The organism is Streptomyces sp. NPDC017448 (assembly GCF_044330565.1).
Lineage (GTDB): Bacteria > Actinomycetota > Actinomycetes > Streptomycetales > Streptomycetaceae > Streptomyces.
This window is the reverse complement of the sequence record NZ_JBIRLM010000001.1, coordinates 257412-275799: the sequence shown is the minus strand read 5'-3', so window position 1 is coordinate 275799 and position 18388 is coordinate 257412. Positions and strand designations below refer to the sequence as shown.

At 74.4% G+C, this 18388-nt stretch carries 15 protein-coding genes; 7 read left to right on the top strand and 8 right to left on the bottom strand.

Annotated features, from left to right (window positions below):
- The first annotated feature begins 133 nt into the window (after positions 1-133).
- Together ACH4K1_RS01155 and ACH4K1_RS01150 are read left to right on the top strand one after the other, a co-directional pair.
- The gene (locus tag ACH4K1_RS01155; protein ID WP_398085205.1) at positions 134-3094 is read left to right on the top strand and encodes an AfsR/SARP family transcriptional regulator; all 2961 of its coding nucleotides are present in this window, start codon (positions 134-136) and stop codon (positions 3092-3094) included.
- A 202-nt stretch (positions 3095-3296) separates the two neighbouring features.
- Positions 3297-3473: a hypothetical protein gene (locus tag ACH4K1_RS01150; protein ID WP_398085203.1), complete on the top strand. Its 177-nt coding sequence runs from the start codon at positions 3297-3299 to the stop codon at positions 3471-3473.
- Positions 3474-3637: 164 nt separating this feature from the next.
- Here ACH4K1_RS01150 and ACH4K1_RS01145 read toward each other — a convergent pair whose 3' ends face one another.
- The 5 genes from ACH4K1_RS01145 to ACH4K1_RS01125 form a co-directional block, all read right to left on the bottom strand.
- Positions 3638-4033 carry a type II toxin-antitoxin system VapC family toxin gene (locus ACH4K1_RS01145; protein WP_398085200.1) on the bottom strand — a complete coding sequence of 132 codons (396 nt, stop codon included), beginning with the start codon at positions 4031-4033 and terminating at the stop codon, positions 3638-3640.
- Entirely contained in the window at positions 4033-4314 is a 282-nt protein-coding gene (locus ACH4K1_RS01140) for a hypothetical protein (protein ID WP_398085197.1), read from the bottom strand. The genes ACH4K1_RS01145 and ACH4K1_RS01140 overlap by 1 nt, the downstream gene beginning before the upstream one ends.
- A gap of 97 nt (positions 4315-4411) precedes the next feature.
- Positions 4412-5122: a TetR/AcrR family transcriptional regulator gene (locus ACH4K1_RS01135; protein ID WP_398085194.1), complete on the bottom strand. Its 711-nt coding sequence runs from the start codon at positions 5120-5122 to the stop codon at positions 4412-4414.
- 76 nt (positions 5123-5198) lie between these two features.
- Positions 5199-6413, bottom strand: coding sequence for a serine hydrolase domain-containing protein (locus tag ACH4K1_RS01130; RefSeq protein WP_398085192.1), 1215 nt, complete (start codon positions 6411-6413; stop codon positions 5199-5201).
- 136 nt (positions 6414-6549) lie between these two features.
- A complete protein-coding gene (locus ACH4K1_RS01125; RefSeq protein WP_398085190.1) occupies positions 6550-7083 on the bottom strand; it encodes a hypothetical protein in 534 nt (177 codons plus the stop codon).
- A gap of 204 nt (positions 7084-7287) precedes the next feature.
- On the opposite strand from ACH4K1_RS01125, the gene ACH4K1_RS01120 reads away from it, so the two are divergent.
- Entirely contained in the window at positions 7288-7986 is a 699-nt protein-coding gene (locus tag ACH4K1_RS01120; RefSeq protein WP_398086539.1) for a hypothetical protein, read from the top strand.
- A gap of 77 nt (positions 7987-8063) precedes the next feature.
- On the opposite strand, the gene ACH4K1_RS01115 is transcribed toward ACH4K1_RS01120, so the two are convergent.
- Together ACH4K1_RS01115 and ACH4K1_RS01110 are read right to left on the bottom strand one after the other, a co-directional pair.
- Positions 8064-10511, bottom strand: coding sequence for a PQQ-binding-like beta-propeller repeat protein (locus ACH4K1_RS01115; RefSeq protein ID WP_398085187.1), 2448 nt, complete (start codon positions 10509-10511; stop codon positions 8064-8066).
- Between the two features lie 341 nt (positions 10512-10852).
- Complete coding sequence (locus ACH4K1_RS01110; protein WP_398085184.1) at positions 10853-11662, bottom strand: VOC family protein; 810 nt, start codon at positions 11660-11662, stop codon at positions 10853-10855.
- Positions 11663-12078: 416 nt separating this feature from the next.
- Between ACH4K1_RS01110 and ACH4K1_RS01105 the strand changes: the two genes are divergently transcribed.
- Together ACH4K1_RS01105 and ACH4K1_RS01100 are read left to right on the top strand one after the other, a co-directional pair.
- The gene (locus tag ACH4K1_RS01105; RefSeq protein ID WP_398085181.1) at positions 12079-12726 is read left to right on the top strand and encodes a TetR family transcriptional regulator; all 648 of its coding nucleotides are present in this window, start codon (positions 12079-12081) and stop codon (positions 12724-12726) included.
- A gap of 246 nt (positions 12727-12972) precedes the next feature.
- Positions 12973-13671 carry a pyridoxal 5'-phosphate synthase gene (locus tag ACH4K1_RS01100; RefSeq protein ID WP_398085179.1) on the top strand — a complete coding sequence of 233 codons (699 nt, stop codon included), beginning with the start codon at positions 12973-12975 and terminating at the stop codon, positions 13669-13671.
- Between the two features lie 82 nt (positions 13672-13753).
- Here the strand turns inward: ACH4K1_RS01100 and ACH4K1_RS01095 are convergent, their stop codons facing one another.
- Positions 13754-14974: a cytochrome P450 gene (locus ACH4K1_RS01095; RefSeq protein WP_398085177.1), complete on the bottom strand. Its 1221-nt coding sequence runs from the start codon at positions 14972-14974 to the stop codon at positions 13754-13756.
- 463 nt (positions 14975-15437) lie between these two features.
- On the opposite strand from ACH4K1_RS01095, the gene ACH4K1_RS01090 reads away from it, so the two are divergent.
- On the top strand, positions 15438-16691 hold the full coding sequence (locus ACH4K1_RS01090; RefSeq protein ID WP_398085174.1) for a cytochrome P450: 1254 nt from the start codon (positions 15438-15440) through the stop codon (positions 16689-16691).
- Between the two features lie 203 nt (positions 16692-16894).
- Positions 16895-18100, top strand: a complete 1206-nt coding sequence (locus tag ACH4K1_RS01085; RefSeq protein ID WP_398085171.1) for a flavin-containing monooxygenase — start codon at positions 16895-16897, stop codon at positions 18098-18100.
- Positions 18101-18388: the final 288 nt, after the last annotated feature.

Genomic DNA, 18388 nt, shown 5'->3' with positions numbered 1-18388 from the left:
CGATACCGGCGCTACCGCGCCGTCCGTATGCGTCGACGCCCCTCCCCGCGCGGGCGGGTGGGCGGACCGCGGGCACCACCGGCAGGGTCCGCGGACGAGCGGGACCGGCAGGCGAGCAGGACAGGGGGCATCAATGGACCGTGACAACGGGCCACGCGTGCGCGTACCGGAGCAGCGCGCCCCGGAGCGACCGGGTACGGCGGACACCCTCAGGTTCACCGTGCTCGGCCCCGTACGGGTGTGGCGGGGCTCCGAACTGCTCCCCCCCGGCTCCCCCCAGCAGCGCGCCCTGCTGGCCGCCCTGTTGCTGCGCGAGGGCCGGACGGCCACGGCGCACGAGCTGATCGACGCGTTCTGGGGCGAGGACCCGCCCTCGCAGGCGCTGGCCACGATCCGTACGTACGCCTCCCGGCTGCGCAAGTCGCTGGGCCAGGACACCCTGGTGAGCGAGTCCGGGGGCTACGCGATCCGCATCGACCGGGGCGCGCTCGACCTGACGCTGGCCCAGGACCTGGCGGTCGAGGCGGAGAAGGCCCGCGCCTCCGGCGACCGCCGCCAGGCGCGCACCCTGATCAACAAGGTGCTGGGCCTGTGGGACGGCGAGGCGCTGGCCTCGGTGCCGGGGCCGTACGCGGACAACCAGCGGACCCGGCTGGAGGAGTGGCGGCTCCAGCTCACCGAGGCCCGGCTCGATCTGGACCTGGAGGTGGGCTGCCACGCGGAGGCCGTCTCCGAGCTGACCGCGCTCACCGCCGCCCACCCGCTGCGGGAGCGGCTGCGGGAGCTGCTGATGGTGGCGCTGTACCGCAGCGGCCGGCAGGCCGAGGCCCTCGCGGTGTACGCGGACACCCGCCGGCTCCTCGCCGAGGAGCTGGGCGTCGACCCGCGCCCCGAACTGGCCCAGCTCCAGCAGCGCATCCTGTCCGCCGACGAGGAACTGGCCCGCCCGGCCGACCGGCCGGCGCCCGCCCCCGCGCCGCTGCGGCCCGCGCAACTCCCGGCGACGGTCCCCGACTTCACCGGGCGGAACGCGTTCGTTTCGGAGCTGGGCGGTCGGCTGGCCACCGCCGAGGGCTCGGTGATGGCCGTCTCCGCGGTGGCCGGGATCGGCGGCGTGGGCAAGACGACGCTGGCGGTCCACGTCGCCCACCAGGCCCGCCCGCACTTCCCGGACGGGCAGCTCTACGTGGACCTCCAGGGGGCGGGGGCGCGCGCGGCGGAACCGGAGACCGTGCTCGGCTCGTTCCTGCGGGCGCTCGGGACGGCGGACTCGGCGATCCCGGACACGCTGGACGAGCGGGCCGCGCTGTACCGCTCGACGCTGGACGGGCGGCGCGTCCTGGTCCTCCTGGACAACGCGCACGACGCCGCCCAGATCCGCCCGCTGCTGCCCGGTACGCCGGGGTGCGCGGCGCTGGTGACGAGCCGGGTGCGGATGGTGGACCTGGCCGGGGCGCACCTGGTGGACCTGGACGTGATGTCGCCGGAGGAGGCGCTCCAGCTCTTCACCCGGATCGTCGGCGCGGAGCGGGTGGGCGCGGAGCGCGAAGCGGCCCTGGACGTGGTGGCCGCGTGCGGCTTCCTGCCGCTGGCCATCCGTATCGCCGCCTCCCGGCTGGCGGCCCGCCGCACCTGGACGGTCTCGGTCCTCGCCGCCAAGCTGGCCGACGAGCGCCGCCGCCTGGACGAGCTGCAGGCGGGCGACCTCGCGGTGAAGGCCACCTTCGAACTCGGCTACGGCCAGCTGGAACCGGCCCAGGCCCGCGCCTTCCGCCTGCTGGGCCTGGCGGACGGCCCGGACATCTCCCTCGCCGCGGCCGCCGCCCTGCTGGACCGGGATCCGCACACGGTGGAGGACCTGCTGGAGGCGCTGGTCGACACGAGCCTGGTGGAGTCGGCCGCCCCCGGCCGCTACCGCTACCACGACCTGGTCCGCCTCTACGCGCGTGCGTGCGCGGAGCGGGACGAGGAGCCGGCGGCGCGGGAGGCGGCGCTGTCGCGGCTGCTGGACTTCTACCTGGCGACGGCGGCGGGGGTGTACGCGCTGGAGCGCCCCGGGGAGCGCGTACTCGACCACTTCACGCCCACCGAGTACCCGGGGCTCTCCTTCCCGACGCGGGAAGCCGCACTGGACTGGCTGTTCACCGAATCGAGCGGGCTGCTGGCCTGTGCGCGCCAGTCGGCGGCCATCGGTATGCCGCAGCGCGCCGCGGATCTGCTGATGGCCGTGGTCGACCTGGGGGAATCCGGTGCCAACTCCCATCAGTTCGCCACGGCCGCGAAGACGGTCAGCGATGCGGCGAAGACAGCGGGTGTGCCACGGGCGGAGGCCAGGGCGCGGACGATGCTGTCGCATGTGCACAGCGTCTCGGGGCGGTTCGCCGAGGCCGAGGCCGAGGCGATCCGGGCGCTGGAGCTGGGGCGGCTGGCACAGGACGCGGTGTCCCAGGGGCAGGCGCCCAACCAGCGGGGCATCATCGCCCTCTACGAGAACCGGCACGACGACGCCGAAGCCCACCTGACGCAGGCCATGATCGCGTTCCGGGCCGACGGCAACAAGCCCGGCGAGGCCGCCGCCCTGTGCAACCTCTCGCGTGTGCACCTCGCGACCGGCCGGACCGCCACCGCCGTCCAGCTGGCCGGGGAAGGCGTCGCCATCTACGAGGACGACGCCTCGGGGCTGGCACTCCGGCTGGCCAACGGCAAGTACGCTCTCGGGTTGGCGCTCATCGGCAGCGGCCGGACGGATCACGCCCGGAACGTGCTGTTGGAGGCTCTGCAGATATTCCGTGAGAGCCGGCAGCAGTTGTGGCACGGGATGACGCTCTTCCGCCTCTCCGAGCTCCACCTGGCCGAACAGGAGGGGGCCCAGGCGGCCGCCCACGCGGAACAGTCCCTGGCCGTCCTGCGGGGCATCGGCGGGGAGTGGCGTCGCGCCAACATCCTGACCGTGCTCGGCCAGGCCCTCGCGGTGATAGGGCAGACCGACCGGGCCCAGGTCTGCTGGGGCGAGGCTCTGACCGTCTTCGAGGAGCTGGGATCGCCGGAAGCGGAAGCAGTGCGCCAGCTTCTGGATCCGGCAGGCGTGACCTGACGCCGCAGGGTCGTTCATCAATCGTTTATCGCCGCCCTGCACCCTTCAGTCATCGATCCGTCGCATCGGGGGGCAGACGGGTCGGCTCAGCGGCCCACCACTATGGTGAACGGCCCTGGAGGGACCGCCCGGCAGTCCACGGGGGAACAGCCGGGCGGCCCCCGCCCGATCATCACGCCACCACGATCAGGAGTTGAGCCAGATGGCCGCCAGCAAGGACAGCCTCAAGCCGATGGACGCGCACGCCACCGGCGAGGAGATCACCACCCAGGACGCCCACGCGACCGGCGGCCCCCTGAAGCCGCAGGACGCCCACGCCACGTCCCAGCCGGTGGCCAAGCCCACCGACGCCCACGCCACGGGCGAGCCCCTCAACTAGACCTTTTCGACGGGGAGACGGGGGACGCGGCCGAGGCGACGCCGAGGGGGAGTCGTCGCGGCCGCGGTACGGGGGGATGTGTGAGGGGCCCGAGACGGGGGAAACGCTCGGGCCCCTCCCGCGTGTCCGGAGCCGGGCCGCTCCCGTGTACGGAGCCGGGCCGCTCAGAGGGCCCGTACCTGGACCCGCTTGCCGCACAGCTTGCCCAGGTCGTCCGCGTCGGACGTGAACAGCGCGGTCCGGCCGGACCGGCGGTTCGCGATCACGGCGAGCGTCGCGTCGATGGCGTACTCGTGGCCGTGCAGGCCGGTCTCCCGCAGGAGGCGGATCGCCTCGTCGGCGATGTCCTTGGTGACGGGTTCGACGACGATCCCCGACATCGCCCACTCCCATACCGGCCGCCGGATCTTGCCGTGGTACGCCTCGACGAGTGTCATCGAACTGGTTACCACACGGATGCCCGCCCGGTGGGCGTCCTTGAGCCGCCCCTTCATCTCCGGGTTGCCGAGGGCCGCCCGCGAAAGGGCCTCGCAGTCCAGTACGTACGTGATCTCCGGCATCAGGCGGCCGCCGCGCTGTGCTGTTCGGGCCCGTCCGACTCCTGGTCGGCGAACCACTGCTCGATCTCACGGCGCTCCGCCTCGGCCACCATCAGGTCGGCGTCGGTGACGGCGCCGAACTCGCCCTCCAGGCGCTCCACCAGCTCCCCCAGCCGGTCGTGCTCGCGCTGGCGCTCTATGGCGCGGGTGACGTAGGCGCTGAAAGCCCCGGGGCCGACCTCCGCACGGATCTCCTCCGCCAGCTCCTCGGGGAGGGTGACCGTGTACTTCTTGGTTGCCATACTCTCGACCATACTGTCGGGAGCGCCCGGCCCCAAGCCGCCCTCACCCCATCGGGTGCGATCCGCACAGACGCCTCCCCTCCCCCCGGGGCGGAGGTCACGCCCCGCCCCCGAGACGGGTCTCCACCGCGTTGAGCAGCAGCTCCATGACGAACTCGAACTGGTCGTCCTCGTCGGCTCCCGCCAGATGCGGGGCCACGGAGGCGAGGTGCGGGAAGCGGCGGGGGGAGGCCGCGAGGTACTCGCGCCGCCAGGCCATCCGGTCGCCCTCCCGGTCGGCGCCGTCCAGGACCGCCGAAGCCGCCTCGAAGGAGCTCATCGCCAGGGTGACGTCGACGAGCGCGCGGTAGTGGCGGGCTGCCTCCCGGGGAGCGAAACCCGCGTCCAGCAGGGCGCCGATCACCAGGTCCGCGCCCCGGAACTCCGCGTCGCGCCGGGAGACCCGGGAGGCCACCAGGACGGCCAGGGCCGGGTGCGCCAGGCAGGCACGGCGGACCCGGCGGGCCAGACCGGCCAGGGTGGCCCGCCAGGTCGGGCCGGGCTCGAAGCCCTCGACGGCCTCCGCGATCAGCCGCTCGGCCAGGCCCAGGAGGATGTCGTCCTTGCCGGCGAAGTAGCGCAGCACCGCCGTGTGGTTGGACCCCAGGTCGGCGCCGAGCCTGCGCAGAGTGAGCGCCTCCGGCCCTTCCCGCTCCAGCAGCGCCAGCGCCGCGTCCAGGATGCGTTCCCGGGTGAGGGCGTTCGAGGGGGGACGCCCTCGCCTGGCGCCGGCGGGTCGGGGGGCCGGGCTGTCGGGATCGTCCGTCATGCCCCTCATCCTAGGGAGTCCGCGGCGGGGCCGGCCGGGCCCCTTCCGCACCTCCCGGCCGCCCTCGCACCAGGGGCTACGCGTCCGCCGCGAGGTGGTCCACCAGTGCGGTGAGCGCCGCCGCGGTCTCCCCGTCGAGGGCGGGGTCGTCGGCCACCGGCCAGGCGCTGGTCTTCACCACCACCGCGTCGGCTTCCGGGTCGATCCACAGGGCCTGGCCGTAGATGCCGAGCCCGGTGAAGGCGCGGCGCTCCCCGCCGAGGGTCCACCACTGGTTGGCGTACCCGTAGTGCTCCGGGTACCCCTCGCCGAGCGCGCCGGTCTCCAGATGCGGCAGGCCCACCCCGCGGCCGCGCTCGACCCACGCCCGCGGTACGACCTGCTCCCCGTCCCACCGGCCGCCCCGGGCCATCATCAGCCCGAACCGGGCCAGGTCCCGCACCCCCGCGTTGAACGAGCCGCCGCCGACGGCCGTACGGGGCAGCCCGCGCGACAGGGCGTAGTACGCGTCCGACTCCGCCCCGATCGGACCCCACAGCCGCTCGGCGGCGTACTGCGCCAGCGTCCGGCCGGTGGCGGCCTCCAGCACCCAGCCCAGCACCTGGGTGTCGAGCGTCGAGTAGTTGAACCAGGTGCCCGGGGCGCTGTGCGGCGGCACCGACCGGACCGCCTCCAGGACGGTGCCGCCCTGCCCGGCCACCGCCCGCATCAGCCGGTTGACGGGGGCGTCCGGGTCCTCGTAGTCCTCCACCCCGCCCGCCCCGCTGCTCATGTGCAGCAGGTCGTCGATGGTGGGGCCGTCGAACGCCGAACCGGCCAGCTGCGGGCAGTACCCGACCGCCTTGTCGTCCGTCGAGCCGATCGCCCCCTCCTCCAGCGCGATCCCCACCAGCGCCGACGTCACCGACTTCGTCAGCGAGAAGAGCTGGAACCGGCGGTCCGGGCCCGCGAAGCGCCCCGGGTACTCCTCGTGCACCAGCCGCCCCCGGTGCACCACCGCGAACCCGGTCGTCCGCGTCCGGGCGTGCAGGTCGGCCACCGTGCGCCGCGCGCCGTCCCACTCGTACGTGAAGTCCAGCGGACGGGGGGCCCGCGGCAGGACGCTCGGGCGGGCGGCGCGCGGCACCGTCTCGGTCGGCAGCAGCAGCGACATGTGCGTGAACGTCCACTCGTTGAGCGGAGGCCGCAGCATCAGCTCGTCCTGGTGGCGCCACACCCACCGGGCGCCGGCGGCGGCTCCGATCGCCGCGACCACCCCGGCCCCGGTCGCCCATTTCCTGTCGCCCGTCATGGCAGCACACCTCGCAGAAGCTCGTCCGACTATTCTGAACCAATGGTGACACCACTGGTTCAGCAGGGCAAGGCCCGCCTGTGCAACCTCCTTCGCCCCCCTCGCGGCCCCCCTCGCGGCTCCCCTCGCAGCGCGCTCAGAGCGCCACCGCGGTCACCTCGCAGCGCTTGACCCGGGAGACCTTGCCGGGGCTCTCCATCCGCACGGTGAGCGTGCGCACCTCCCCGCCGTCGAGGTTCGTGGTGATCTCGGCGGTGTCCACGGTCCGGCCCCGGGCGTCGACGAACCGCACGTCGATCTCGTACGCCTGCGAACCCGGCTCGTTCGCCCGCAGCTCGACCAGCGACGAGGGGACCGCCCTGCGCTTGCCCTTGCGGGGGACGGCGCAGCGGACCACCCGCACGGCGGGGGCGTCGGAGGCGGTGGGTGTGGGGGTGCCGTAGGAGGAGTCGGACGAACCGGAGGACGAGGAGTCCCCGTAGTCGTCGTCGCTGTAATCCGCGTGGCGGTAGCCGTTGTTGCTCTTCTTCGAGCTGGAGCAGCCGCCGCCCGAGCTGCTGCCGCTCTTGCCGCTCCTGCCCTTGCCGCCGCTGCTGGCGGTCGAGAACCCGGTGAGCGCGAGCACCACCACGACCAGGACCGCCGCGAGTTTCATCTGTCGCCGCATCATGGATGCAGCCCCCCTTGCTTGTTGTCGGTCGTGGGCCGCGCCGTTGGCGCGCGTCGTCGCCTTCAGCGTGCCGTACGCGACCCCCTGTCTGGGTCATGACCCTGTCACGGTCCGGTCATGGTCCGCGTGGCGGGGGCGATCGTCCGGGCGTAGCGTCGGCTGCGGAGGCCCGTGCACACGCCGGACGACGCCTGGAGGCCGACGATGATCCGCAACGTCCTCGGCTCCGCCGTCGCCCTGGCCGGAGCGGCCTCCGCCGTGCTGAGCCCGTTCCGCGCCTGGTACGACGGGCGGGCCGGGCGCGACTACCGGGTGCGGGACCTCTTCGAGGGGATCACTCCCACGGAGTCGGGCGTGCTGGTCTCGGTCCTGCTGCCGTTCCTGGCGGCCGCGGCGCTGGTGGTCCTGGGCGTGGTGCTCCGCTCGCGGCCGGTGGTCGCGTTCGCCGGTCTCGTGGTGCTGGGCTTCACCGTGCTGTGGATGGTCCGCCAGGGACAGGCGTCGGGGTCGCTGGTGGTGGCCGGGGACGGGTCGGGGCTTCAGGTGGGGGTGGTGAACGCGCTGGCGGGCGGGGTGCTGATGCTGATCGGGGCGTTGCTGATGAGGGGCCGGCGGAGCGGGCGGGAGCGGAGGCCGGGACTGGGGCGGAGGCCCGGGCGGGGGCGGGAGCCGGTGGAGCCGTCCGCCGCGCCGGCCCCGGACCGGGTGGACACGTGGCCGCCGACGCGGGAGCCGGGAATGTCCGTGCAGACGTCGCCCTGGCCGGAGCCGGAGGTGGACCCGTACACGGGGCCCGATCCGCGCGACCCCCGTACGCGGCCGTATCCGCAGGCGCCGCACCCGGAGGACGACCCCCGCGATCCGGTGCACCCGCCCCACCGGCCGCCGCCTCCGCAGGGCTGAGGGCCGCCTCCGCCTCCCCTTGCCGGACGGACTTGTTCAAGCCTCTCCGGCAAGGGAAGGGGAGAGGGCGGCTCAGCTCAGCTCCGCGCCCTGTTCCCCGTGCCCGTGCCCTTCAGCGCGTCGAGCGCGTACACGCAGCGGTCCTTGCTGCACGCGTACACGACACCCGCCTGGGCCACCGGCGACCCCGTGATCTCCCCGCCCGTCGCGAGCTTCCAGCGGAGCTGGCCGCCCGCCGCGTCCAGGGTGTACAGCACGTGGTCCGCCGAGCCGAAGTGGACCCGGCCGTCCGCCACCACCGGGGCGCCCACCACGTCGCCGCCCGCCGCGAAGCGCCACTTGGGGGTGCCGGTGACCGCGTCCAGGGTGTACAGCGCGCTGCCGCTGCCGACATGCACGTTGCCCACCGCCACCAGCACCGGTTCGATGGAGGAACGGGCCTCCGTGGCGATCCGCCAGCGGTCCTTGCCGGTCGTCGCGTCCAGCGCGTACACCGTGCCGAGGTAGTCCGCGAGGTACACCCCGCCGCCGGTCACCGCCGGGCCCGGCGCGAAGGCGGGCGGCGACAGGAAGACCGCCGGGGCCTCGAAGTGCCAGCGCACCCGCCCGGAGCCGGTCTCCACCGCCAGCACCCGGGTGCCCGCCGCGATGTAGACGTACCCGTCCTGGGCGGGGGTGACCCGGACCGGGACGCCGCCGCAGGAGGCCGCGTCGCCGATGGGGTACGACCAGCGCTCGATGCCCGTACGGGCGTCCAGCGCGCGCAGCCGGGCGTCCTGCCAGACGTACACCGTGCCGTCGTGGATGACCGGCCCGGCCTCCGCCGTCTCGAAGTCGCTCTGCGCCCCGGTGACCTCCCACAGCTTGTCGCCGTTGGACGCCTCCCAGCCCTGGACGCCGCCGCCCCGGGTCGCGGTCAGGACGGTGCCCCGGTCGGCCTTGAGCGCGTACACCCAGGCGTCGGTCGGCAGACGCCACTGCTCGGCGCCGCTCGCCGCGTCCAGCGCGTACAGCGACGGGCCGTCCGAGGCGTGGATGCGGCCGCCGTCGACGGCCATCGCCCAGGCCACGTCCCGGGTCTTGAACTGGCGCCGTCCGTTGCCCACGTCCAGCGCGTGGACCTCGAAGGACGTCACGTAGAGCAGGTCGCCGGAGACGACGGGCGTGCCCCACACGTCGTTGGACATGCGGAACCGCCAGGGCCGCCAGCGGTCCGGGACCGGGGCCGCGCCGTCCGGGGCGGTCCCGGGGGCCGGGACCGGAGCGGTGGCCGCGGTGGCGGCGGCGGGGCCGGTGGCGGGCGAGGAACCGTTCACTCCGGCGGGGGCGCGGACCCAGCCGGTCGCGGCGGCCGGGTGCGCGGCGGCGGCCCCGCGCACATCGCCCGCGCGCGGGCCGGGGCCGATGGGCACCTTCGCACCGGCCAGCCGGACGGGCCCGCCGTCGGGTGCGGCGGTGGGGGCCGCGGCGGAGGCCGGGCCGGGCGCGGCGGCCAGCGGCGAGGGCGAGGCCAGCGGAGAGGTCGAGCGCAGATCCGTCCCGCTGCGCCAGCCGCTGTCCAGCGCCGGGGCCCGGGGCGGCTGCCTCGGGGGCGGCGGGGGCGAGACCGGGGCGGGCGGCGCGGTCCGCCCGCCGCCCCGGCGCGTCTCGATCATCGCGGTGGCCCGGGACGGCAGCCAGGCCGAGGCCGTCCCGCTGTCGTCGCCGCCGGAGGCGAAGAGGTGCGGGGCGAGCTGGGCCTGGAGGTCGGCGGGGCTCGGCCGGCGGGTGGCGTCCATCTGCATGCAGGACTCGATCAGCGGCCGCAGGTCGTCGGGCAGCCCCTCCAGGTCGGGGCCCTCGCGCAGCAGCATGAACACCGTCTCGACCGGGTTGGCCCCGTGGAAGGGCGCGTGTCCGGTGGCGGCGAAGACGAGGGTGGAACCCAGCGAGAAGACGTCACTGGCCCCGGTGACGCTGCGGGAGTCCCGGGCCTGCTCGGGCGACATGTACGCGGGGGTGCCCACGGCGACGTTCGTCATGGTCAGCCGGGTGTTGGAGACGCCGGACGCGATGCCGAAGTCGATCACCCGGGGGCCGTCCTCGACGACGAGGACGTTGGACGGCTTCAGGTCCCGGTGGACGAGGCCCGCCCCGTGGATGGACTGGAGGGCCTCCGCGATGCCGGCGGCCAGCCAGCGCACGGCCTGGGTCGGCATGGGCCCGCACTCGTTCACTATCTCCTCGAGCGAGGGGGCCGGCACGTAGGCGGTGGCGAGCCAGGGCACGGCGGCGCGCGGGTCGGCGTCGACCACGGCGGCGGTGTAGAAGCCGCTGACCGCGCGGGCGGCCTCGACCTCGCGGGTGAAGCGGACCCGGAAGAGCTGGTCCTCGGCGAGCTCGGTCCGCACCGTCTTGATCGCCACGCGCCGGCCGGACGCCGAGCGCGCGAGATAGACCAGCCCCATGCCGCCGGCCCCGAGCCGTCCCAGCACCTCGAACGGGCCGATCCGTCTCGGGTCGTGCTGCGTCAGCTGCTCCACCACTTGCCTGCCACCTCCCCGTAACGGACCTCGGCGACGAAGTCCGCGAATTACCGCCGGTCGAATCCCGCCCTGTTCAGCGCGCCCCCGTGCAGGGTCTCACCACTGGGCATCGCCTGGCGGTACGCACCCCGATTCTTCCTGGCCCGGCCCCCGGTTGCGAACCCGGGGGCGGAACGGGGTGTCCCATGTCACTTCGTCCCGTATCCCCGCACACCGGGCCTCCCACAGCCGGCCGCCCGGGGGCCTCGCAGCCGCGCGCCCGGGCTCCTCCCGGCCGCACACCGGGCTCCTCCCGGCCGGTCACCGGTCTCCTCGCGGCTGGTCCCCGGGCGGTTCGTCGCTCAGGGGAGCAGTTCGCGGGGCTGCAGGACGGCGAAGACGGCTCCCTGGTCGTCGTGGAGGACGGCCATCCGGCCGTAGGGGATGCCGCTGGGCGGCTGGGCGACCCGGCCGCCCAGCCGCACGGCGAGTTCGGCGGCGGCGTCGCAGTCGGCGACGGCGAAGTAGACGAGGAAGTGGCTGGGCAGCTCGGCGGGGAACGCGTCCGTGATGACGCTGCGTCCGCCGATCGCGGTGTCCGGGCCCGGTTCGGCACCCCGGGGGGACCACATCCGGAAGTCGACCAGCGCCTCCGCGTCGTCGGAGACGTCATGGCCCGCCTCGTCCAGATCGGTGCCGCGGAAGCCGAAGACCTCCTCGTAGAAGGGGTCCACCCGGTCCGGCTGCCGGGTGTGGACCTCGGTCCAGCAGAAGGAGGCGGGCTCGTTCCGCTTCTCGAAGCCCTCGCGCTCCTCCGGCTGCCAGAGACCGAAGACCGCGCCCCCGGGGTCGGCGGCCTGGGCCGTGATTCCGGCGCGCCCCGCCCGGACCGGGTCGGTGATGATCCGGCCGCCGTGCTCGCGGATCGCGGCGACGGTGGCCCGCATGTCGTCGGTGGTGAAGTGCACGCCCCAGGCCGTGGGCATCCGCCCGTCCTTCTTGGCGGCGAGCCCGGCGACCAGGCGGCCGTCGCTCAGCGCGTCCGCGAAGGGCATGCCGTCGTCCGCCCGGAAGGTCCAGCCGAACAACCCCCCGTAGAAGCGCTTGCCCGCTTCGAGGTCGGGGAGCTGCACGTCCGCCCAGCACGGCGCGGAATGCGCGAATGCGGCCATGGGACCGGATCCTTCCGTAGCGGAGACGCGGTGACGCCCGTCACCGTCAACGTAGCGTCACCCCCGGTCAGGCGCGCCCCGAACGCACCCATAGGGAACATATGCCCGGTCAGTGAGGACGCGTCCACTCCGTGGACAGAAGTTGTCCACCGATGTTGTCCACAGGCTGTTGATAGCATTTATCTCTGACGGCCCCTCGCTCCTCCGATCGGCACCGCCCCGCTCCTCGCCCCCGGCCCGGAGAGCCCCGGCCCCGCCTTCCGGCCTCGACGAGGCCCGCTCCCGACCCCTTCCCGGGGTGGCCGAAAATCGTCGTTCATCGCGCCGCGCACCCCGTGGACCCCGCTGATCCTGCGGCGTTCCCCATTTGCAGTCGGCCGAATCGCGCTCCCGACACCCCTCGGTAAGCTGACGGCATGACAGGACAAGTACGCACCGTCGACGGCCGTGTGGCCGGCCGACGCGGTCAGGCGACGCGGCAGAAGTTGCTCGACTGCCTCAGCGAGATGCTCAGCTCCTCGCCGTACCGGGACGTCAAAGTCATCGACGTCGCCCGGAAGGCCGGGACTTCACCCGCGACTTTCTACCAGTACTTCCCCGATGTGGAGGGCGCCGTCCTCGAAATCGCCGAAGAGGTCGCCAAGGAGGGCTCCGGGCTGACCGAACTGGTCGCCGGACGCTCGTGGGTCGGCAAGGCCGGCTGGACGACCGCCGAGCAACTCGTCGAGGGATTCCTCGACTTCTGGCGGAACAACGACGCGATCCTCCGCGTGATCGACCTCGGCGCGGCCGAGGGGGACAAGCGGTTCTACAAGATCCGCATGAAGATCCTGAACTCGGTCACCAACTCCCTCACGGAGTCCGTGAAGGAGCTCCAGAGCAAGGGCAAGGTCGACAAGGACGTCAGTCCGGCGGCGGTGGCGGGCTCCCTGGTGGTGATGCTGGCCGGGGTCGCCTCGCACCAGAAGGGCTTCACCACCTGGGGCGTGAAGCAGACCGAACTGCGCCCGAACCTGGCGCTGTTGGTCCACCTCGGCATCACCGGCAAGAAGCCGACGAAGTAGGCGGGCCGGGGCGCGGGGCCCATCGGTCCCGTCCACCCCGGCCACCGGGCGGGCGCCCGCCCACCCGGACGGCCACGCCGCCGCTCCGTCCCCGTCCTGTCTCTCCGACGGCGGACCGCCCCCGCACCCGGCGGGCGGTCCGCCGTCGGCGTACCCGGACGACGCTCCGGCCGCGGGAGGCCGAGCCCCGCCCCACGGCCCGACGACGGTGCCGGGACACGGGGCCGCGTACGGTCCAATGGCCGCATGAGCGACCACACCGAGCACCCCTCCCCCGCCGCGGCCTTCCCCGACCTGCTGCACGCCCAGCGCGTGTGGGACACGGAGCTGCCGGACTTCGATCCGGCGGCCGCACCGCCCGCGCCCCTAGCGCTCTTCCGCTCCTGGTTCGCCGGGGCCGTGGCGGCCGGGCAGACGGAGCCGCACGCGATGTCCCTGGCGACGACGGACGCCGAGGGCCTGCCCGACGTCCGCACGCTGCTCCTGCACGACGCGGACGAGCGGGGCTTCCACTTCGCCACCCACGCCACCAGCGCCAAGGGCCGCCAGCTCGCCGCCCGCCCCTACGCCGCGCTCGGCTTCTACTGGCCCGCGCAGGGCCGGCAGGTGCGGGTCCGGGGCCCGGTCGTGCGCTGTACGCCCGCCGAGAGCCACGCCGACCTGCACGTCCGGTCCACCGGGGCGCTCGCCGCGGCGCTGACCGGCGCGCAGAGCGAGGTGGTCGGCTCGGTGGCGGAGCTGCACCGGGCTGCGGACGCGGCCTGGGAGCGGGCGACGGCGGAGCCGGACACCGAGGCCCCGACCTGGACCCGGTACGTGGTCGACCCCGCCGAGGTGGAGTTCTTCCAGGGTGACGCCCGGCGCCGCCACATCCGGTTGCGCTACCGCCGTACCGGAGCCGGGGCCGAGGGCGGCGGCTGGACCCGCGAACTGCTCTGGCCCTGAGCGGCGCACACGGCATGCTTCTCCGGTTCTCGCCGTAAAGGGGCGCCGGGGCCGTGAAAGCCCGCGCCGACTCTCCGGCGCCTCACCACCGGACCGGAACTTTCCGTTCCCCGCGCAGGAGCAGCCCCGGCATCCGACCCTCCCCCACGGTCCCGTCCGGGGCGAGCGTCGGGCAGCGGTCGAGCAGGGTGCGGAAGACGATGCGCCCTTCCAGACGGGCCAGCGGTGCGCCCAGGCAGTAGTGGACGCCGTGGCCGAACGCCAGATGCCCCCGCCCCCCGGCCGCCGTGCGGCGGATGTCGAAGCGGTCCGGGGCGGCGAAGCGGGCCGGGTCCCGGTCGGCGTCGGCCAGAGCGATCAGGACCACGGCGCCCGCGGGGACGACCCGGCCGCCGATCTCCACCGGCTCGACGGCCACCCGGGGCGGTGCGGTCTCCACCGGGGCGTCGTAGCGCAGCATCTCCTCCACCGCCCCCTCCACGAGGCCGTCCAGGTCGGCGCGGAGCAGGGCGAACTGATCGGGGTGGGCGAAGAGGGCGCGGAAGCCCTTGCAGAGGAAGTTCACCGTGGACTCGTGCCCTGCCAGGAGCAGCAGGAGAGCCATCGAGAGCAGCTCGTCCTCGCTCATCCGGTCCCCGCCGTCGTCGACCGTATGGATCAGGTCACTGAGCAGGTCGTCCCCCGGCGCATCGCGCTTGGCGGCGATCAGCCCACCCAGGTACGGCACCGCCTCCGCCTGCGCGGCCCGCGCGGCCTCCGCACCGGTGGGGGCGGTGATCTCGTCGGACCACCGCCGGAAGGAGTCCCGGTCCAGGTCCGGAATGCCGAGCAGTTCACAGATGACGGTGATCCGGAGCGGGTAGGCGAGCGCGTCCACCAGATCGGCCCGGCGGTCCTCGGCGGCGAGCATGTCACTCACCAGCCCGTCGGTGACTTCCTGGATGCGCGGGGCCAGAGCGGCGACCCGGCGCGGAGTGAACGCGCGGGCGGCCAGCCGCCGCAGCCGGGTGTGGTCCGGCGGGTCGCTCAGCAGCATGTGGGCGTTGCCGGGGCCGTCCGTGGCGGGCGGTGCGTCGAGGCCGGTGGCCAGATGGCCGTTGCGCCGCCAGTCCCGGCTGAGCCGGGGGTCGGTGAGCGCTTCCCGGCACGCGTCATGGCCGACGACGAGCCAGAACCGCTCCTCGCCGCCCCCGCGGATCTCGTGGACGGGCCCTCTGGCCCGCAGCACGGCGTAGGCGGGGTAGGGGTCGGACCCGAAGGCGGGGTCGATGTCGAGCAGATCGACCGCGGCCGGCTCCGTCACAACAGCTCCCCTGACGAGTCGTGGTGGTGGCGGCCCGGAGGCCGGCCGGGGCCGGTACGCCCTGGGCGGGGCCGGTACACCCTGGGCGGGGCCGGTACACCCTGGGCGGGGCCGGTACACCCTGGGCGGGGCCGCGAGCCCGGCGGATCGCTCCGTCACCCTAACCCGCCAAACTTCCTGCCGTAACGGCGAGTTGCCGAAAATTCTCCCCAACTCTGTTCTTGAGTCGCCACGTTGGTCTAGGTTTCTACCGCTGACGACGGCGGTCACGCCGTCGATGTTCCCCATGTAAGAGGAGGTGTCTGATGGCCAAGCGCATTCTTTACAAGGCAGCGAGCAAGTTCGGCTTCACGACCAAGGGAGCCGCGGGGGCCTACCCCTGGATCCCGTAGCACGTCAGGCCCGATGACGGCCCGGCCCCGCATGCCGGGGCCGGGCCGTTCTCCGATCCAGGGGTGTCCCGTTGACCGAACAGACCATGCCCCGCCGCCCGGTCCGCACGGGCGTGACACAGGCCGGGCTGATGGAGCAGTACGAGAAGGACCGCCTCGGCCATCTCCTGGCCTCGGTCGAGCGGCACGGCCCGGTGGTGGAGCTGACCAGGGGCACCGTCCTGGTGAACGACCCGGCCGCCGTCCACGACGTGCTCCGCCGTACGAACACCGACTTCCTCGTCACCGGCAACATCCGGCGCGACGAGGTCAGCGGTGTGCGCGGCGATCCGGCCACCGAAGCGTGGATGCGGGGCCGGCGCGCCACCCAGAAGGGCATGTCTCCTCCGGCGCTGGAGGCCCATCGGAGCTGGCTGGCGGAAGAGACCGGCCGGTTGTGCGACCGCTGGCGGACCCGCTCGTCGGTCCCCGACCCCGTCGCCGAGCTGGAGCAGTTGTCCGCCCGCTCCTTCGCCCGGTTCTGCTTCGGCACCCGCGACGCCGGGGCCGCCGCCCCGCGCACCGGCGACCTGCTGAACGCGCTCACCCCGCTGATCAGCAGCCCCTTCCACTTCCCGCCCGCCGTACGCCGTCTCCTGCCCCGCTATCGCCGGTCGGTCGCCGCGCAGAAGAAGCTTGAGGAGGAGCTGCGCCGGGTGCTCGACGGGCCGGGCGAGGGCGGTCTCGTCGCGTCGCTGGCCGCCTCCGGCCTGGACGGCGAGGAGACGGTCCGCATGCTCGTCTCCAACGGTCTCGCCTCCTACCGGGTTCCGGCCGCCGCCATGACCTGGGCCCTGGTGGCGCTGGCCCGCCAGCCGGACGTGGCCGAGGAGTGCGCCGCCGCCGTGGACCAGGTCAGCGGCGACACCACCCCGGACGTCCTGCGCTGGACGATCGCCGAGTCACTGCGCCTGTGGCCGCCCAACTGGCTGATCCTGCGCACGGCCGACGGCGAGCAGACCTGTGGCGGCTGGAGCCTCCCGGCGGGCGCGGCGGTCATGATCTCGCCGTACGTCATGCACCGCACCGCACCGGTGTTCAGCGACCCTTCGGCGTTCCGTCCGCACCGCTGGGCGTCGCTCCAGCCGGCCGCCGGGGAGTACCTCCCGTACGGCATCGGCAGCCGCTGGTGCGTCGGCAAGGCGCTGGCGGACCTGGAGCTGGCGACCGTCCTGGCCACGCTCGTGGCCAGGTTCCGCTTCACCGTGGAGCGCATGGACCCGCTCCCGGACGTGCGGACGACGCTGCTCCCGGCCGGTCTCACCCTGGGGCTGCAACCCCGCTGAGGCGTGGCGGCGCCGGAGGAGGACCGGTCCGTGGACGCGGAACTGCCGCACGGGCCGGCGCCGGTCCCGTCCGCCCCGGCGGCGGGGGAGGAGCACGGCTGAGCGTGGGCGGGCGTCGCGGCACGTCGCCCCGTGATCAATTCGCAATCGATTTCCCTCTTGACCGAGACCCATCAACAGAGCGGACGATTACGCTCCGAACCATGCCCAACGCCCCCTCCTCCGCAGGCAGTCGTGCCGTCGCCGCCACCGACCGCACGGACGACCGCCCCGTCTACGTCGTCGGCGGAGGCCCCGGCGGGCTCTCCGCCGCGGCCGCGCTGCGCGCCCGGGGCGTACGGGCGGTGGTCCTGGAGAAGACGGACCGGGTCGGCGCGTCCTGGCGCGGCCACTACGACCGGCTGCACCTGCACACCACCCGCCGCTGGTCGGCGCTGCCGGGGCTGAAGATGCCGCGCGGGTTCGGGCGCTGGGTGGCCCGGGACGACATGGTGCGGTACCTGGAGAAGTACACCGAGCACCACGAGCTGGAAGTGGTGACCGGCGTCGAGGTGACCCGCGTCGACCCGGCCCCCGACGGCTCCGGGGACTGGCAGCTCACCGCGACGGGCGGGCGGGTCCTGCGCGGCCGGGCGGTCGTCGTCGCCACCGGGTTCAACCACACCCCGCGCGTCCCCGACTGGCCGGGCCGCGACACGTACACGGGCGAGCTGCTGCACGCGGCGCACTACCGCGACCCCGCCCCGTACGCGGACCGGGACGTCCTCGTCGTCGGCGTCGGCAACACGGGCGCGGAGATCGCGGCCGACCTGGCGGAGGGCGGGGCCGCGCGGGTGCGGATCGCGGTGCGCACCGCCCCGCACATCGTGCGCCGTTCCACCGCGGGCTGGCCGGCCCAGGCCACCGGGATTCTGGTCCGCCGCCTGCCGGTACGGCTCGTGGACCGCGCGGCGGCCGCGGTCTCCCGGATCTCCGTGCCCGACCTGTCCGCCCACGGCCTCCCGCGCCCCGACAGCGGCCTGGCCTCCCGGGCCCGCCAGGGGGCGATCCCGGTCCAGGACGTGGGGCTGATCGACGCGGTGCGGTCCGGCCGGGTGACCCCGGTGGCGGCGGTCGCCTCGTTCGACGGGGAGACGGTGGTCCTGACGGACGGGGCCCGGATCGCCCCGGACGCCGTCATCGCCGCCACCGGCTACGACCGGGCCCTGGAGCCGCTGCTCGGCCACCTCGGCGTCCTGGACGGGCGGGGGCGCCCGGTCGCCCGCGGGGGCCGCTCACCGAGGTCGGCCCCCGGCCTCTACTTCACCGGGTTCACCAACCCGATCAGCGGAATGCTCCGCGAAATGGCCCGGGACGCCGGGAAGATCGCCCGGCGGATCGCCAAGAGGGAGGCACGGGCGGCGCGTTGACCCCGCGCCTCCGCCGCCGTACGCCCGATGCCGGAGCCCCGTACGGGGCCGGCCGGGCGACGCGGGCCCGGCCGGGGGGCGCCCCGCTGGACAACCCCGGCGCCCGAAACGATGACGGCGGCGGAAGGGGCGTTCCCGAGCCCATCGCCACAGCGCTGGGCTCTCCCCCTGTGGGAGAGTCCACCCACGAGCGCGGACCGCGCCCGCGAGCACCAGCACGCGAGGCGTATCCCGTCGGCCCGGCAGAGGCACCACGAGAAGGACTGCCGACTCGGCCGATCACCCCCG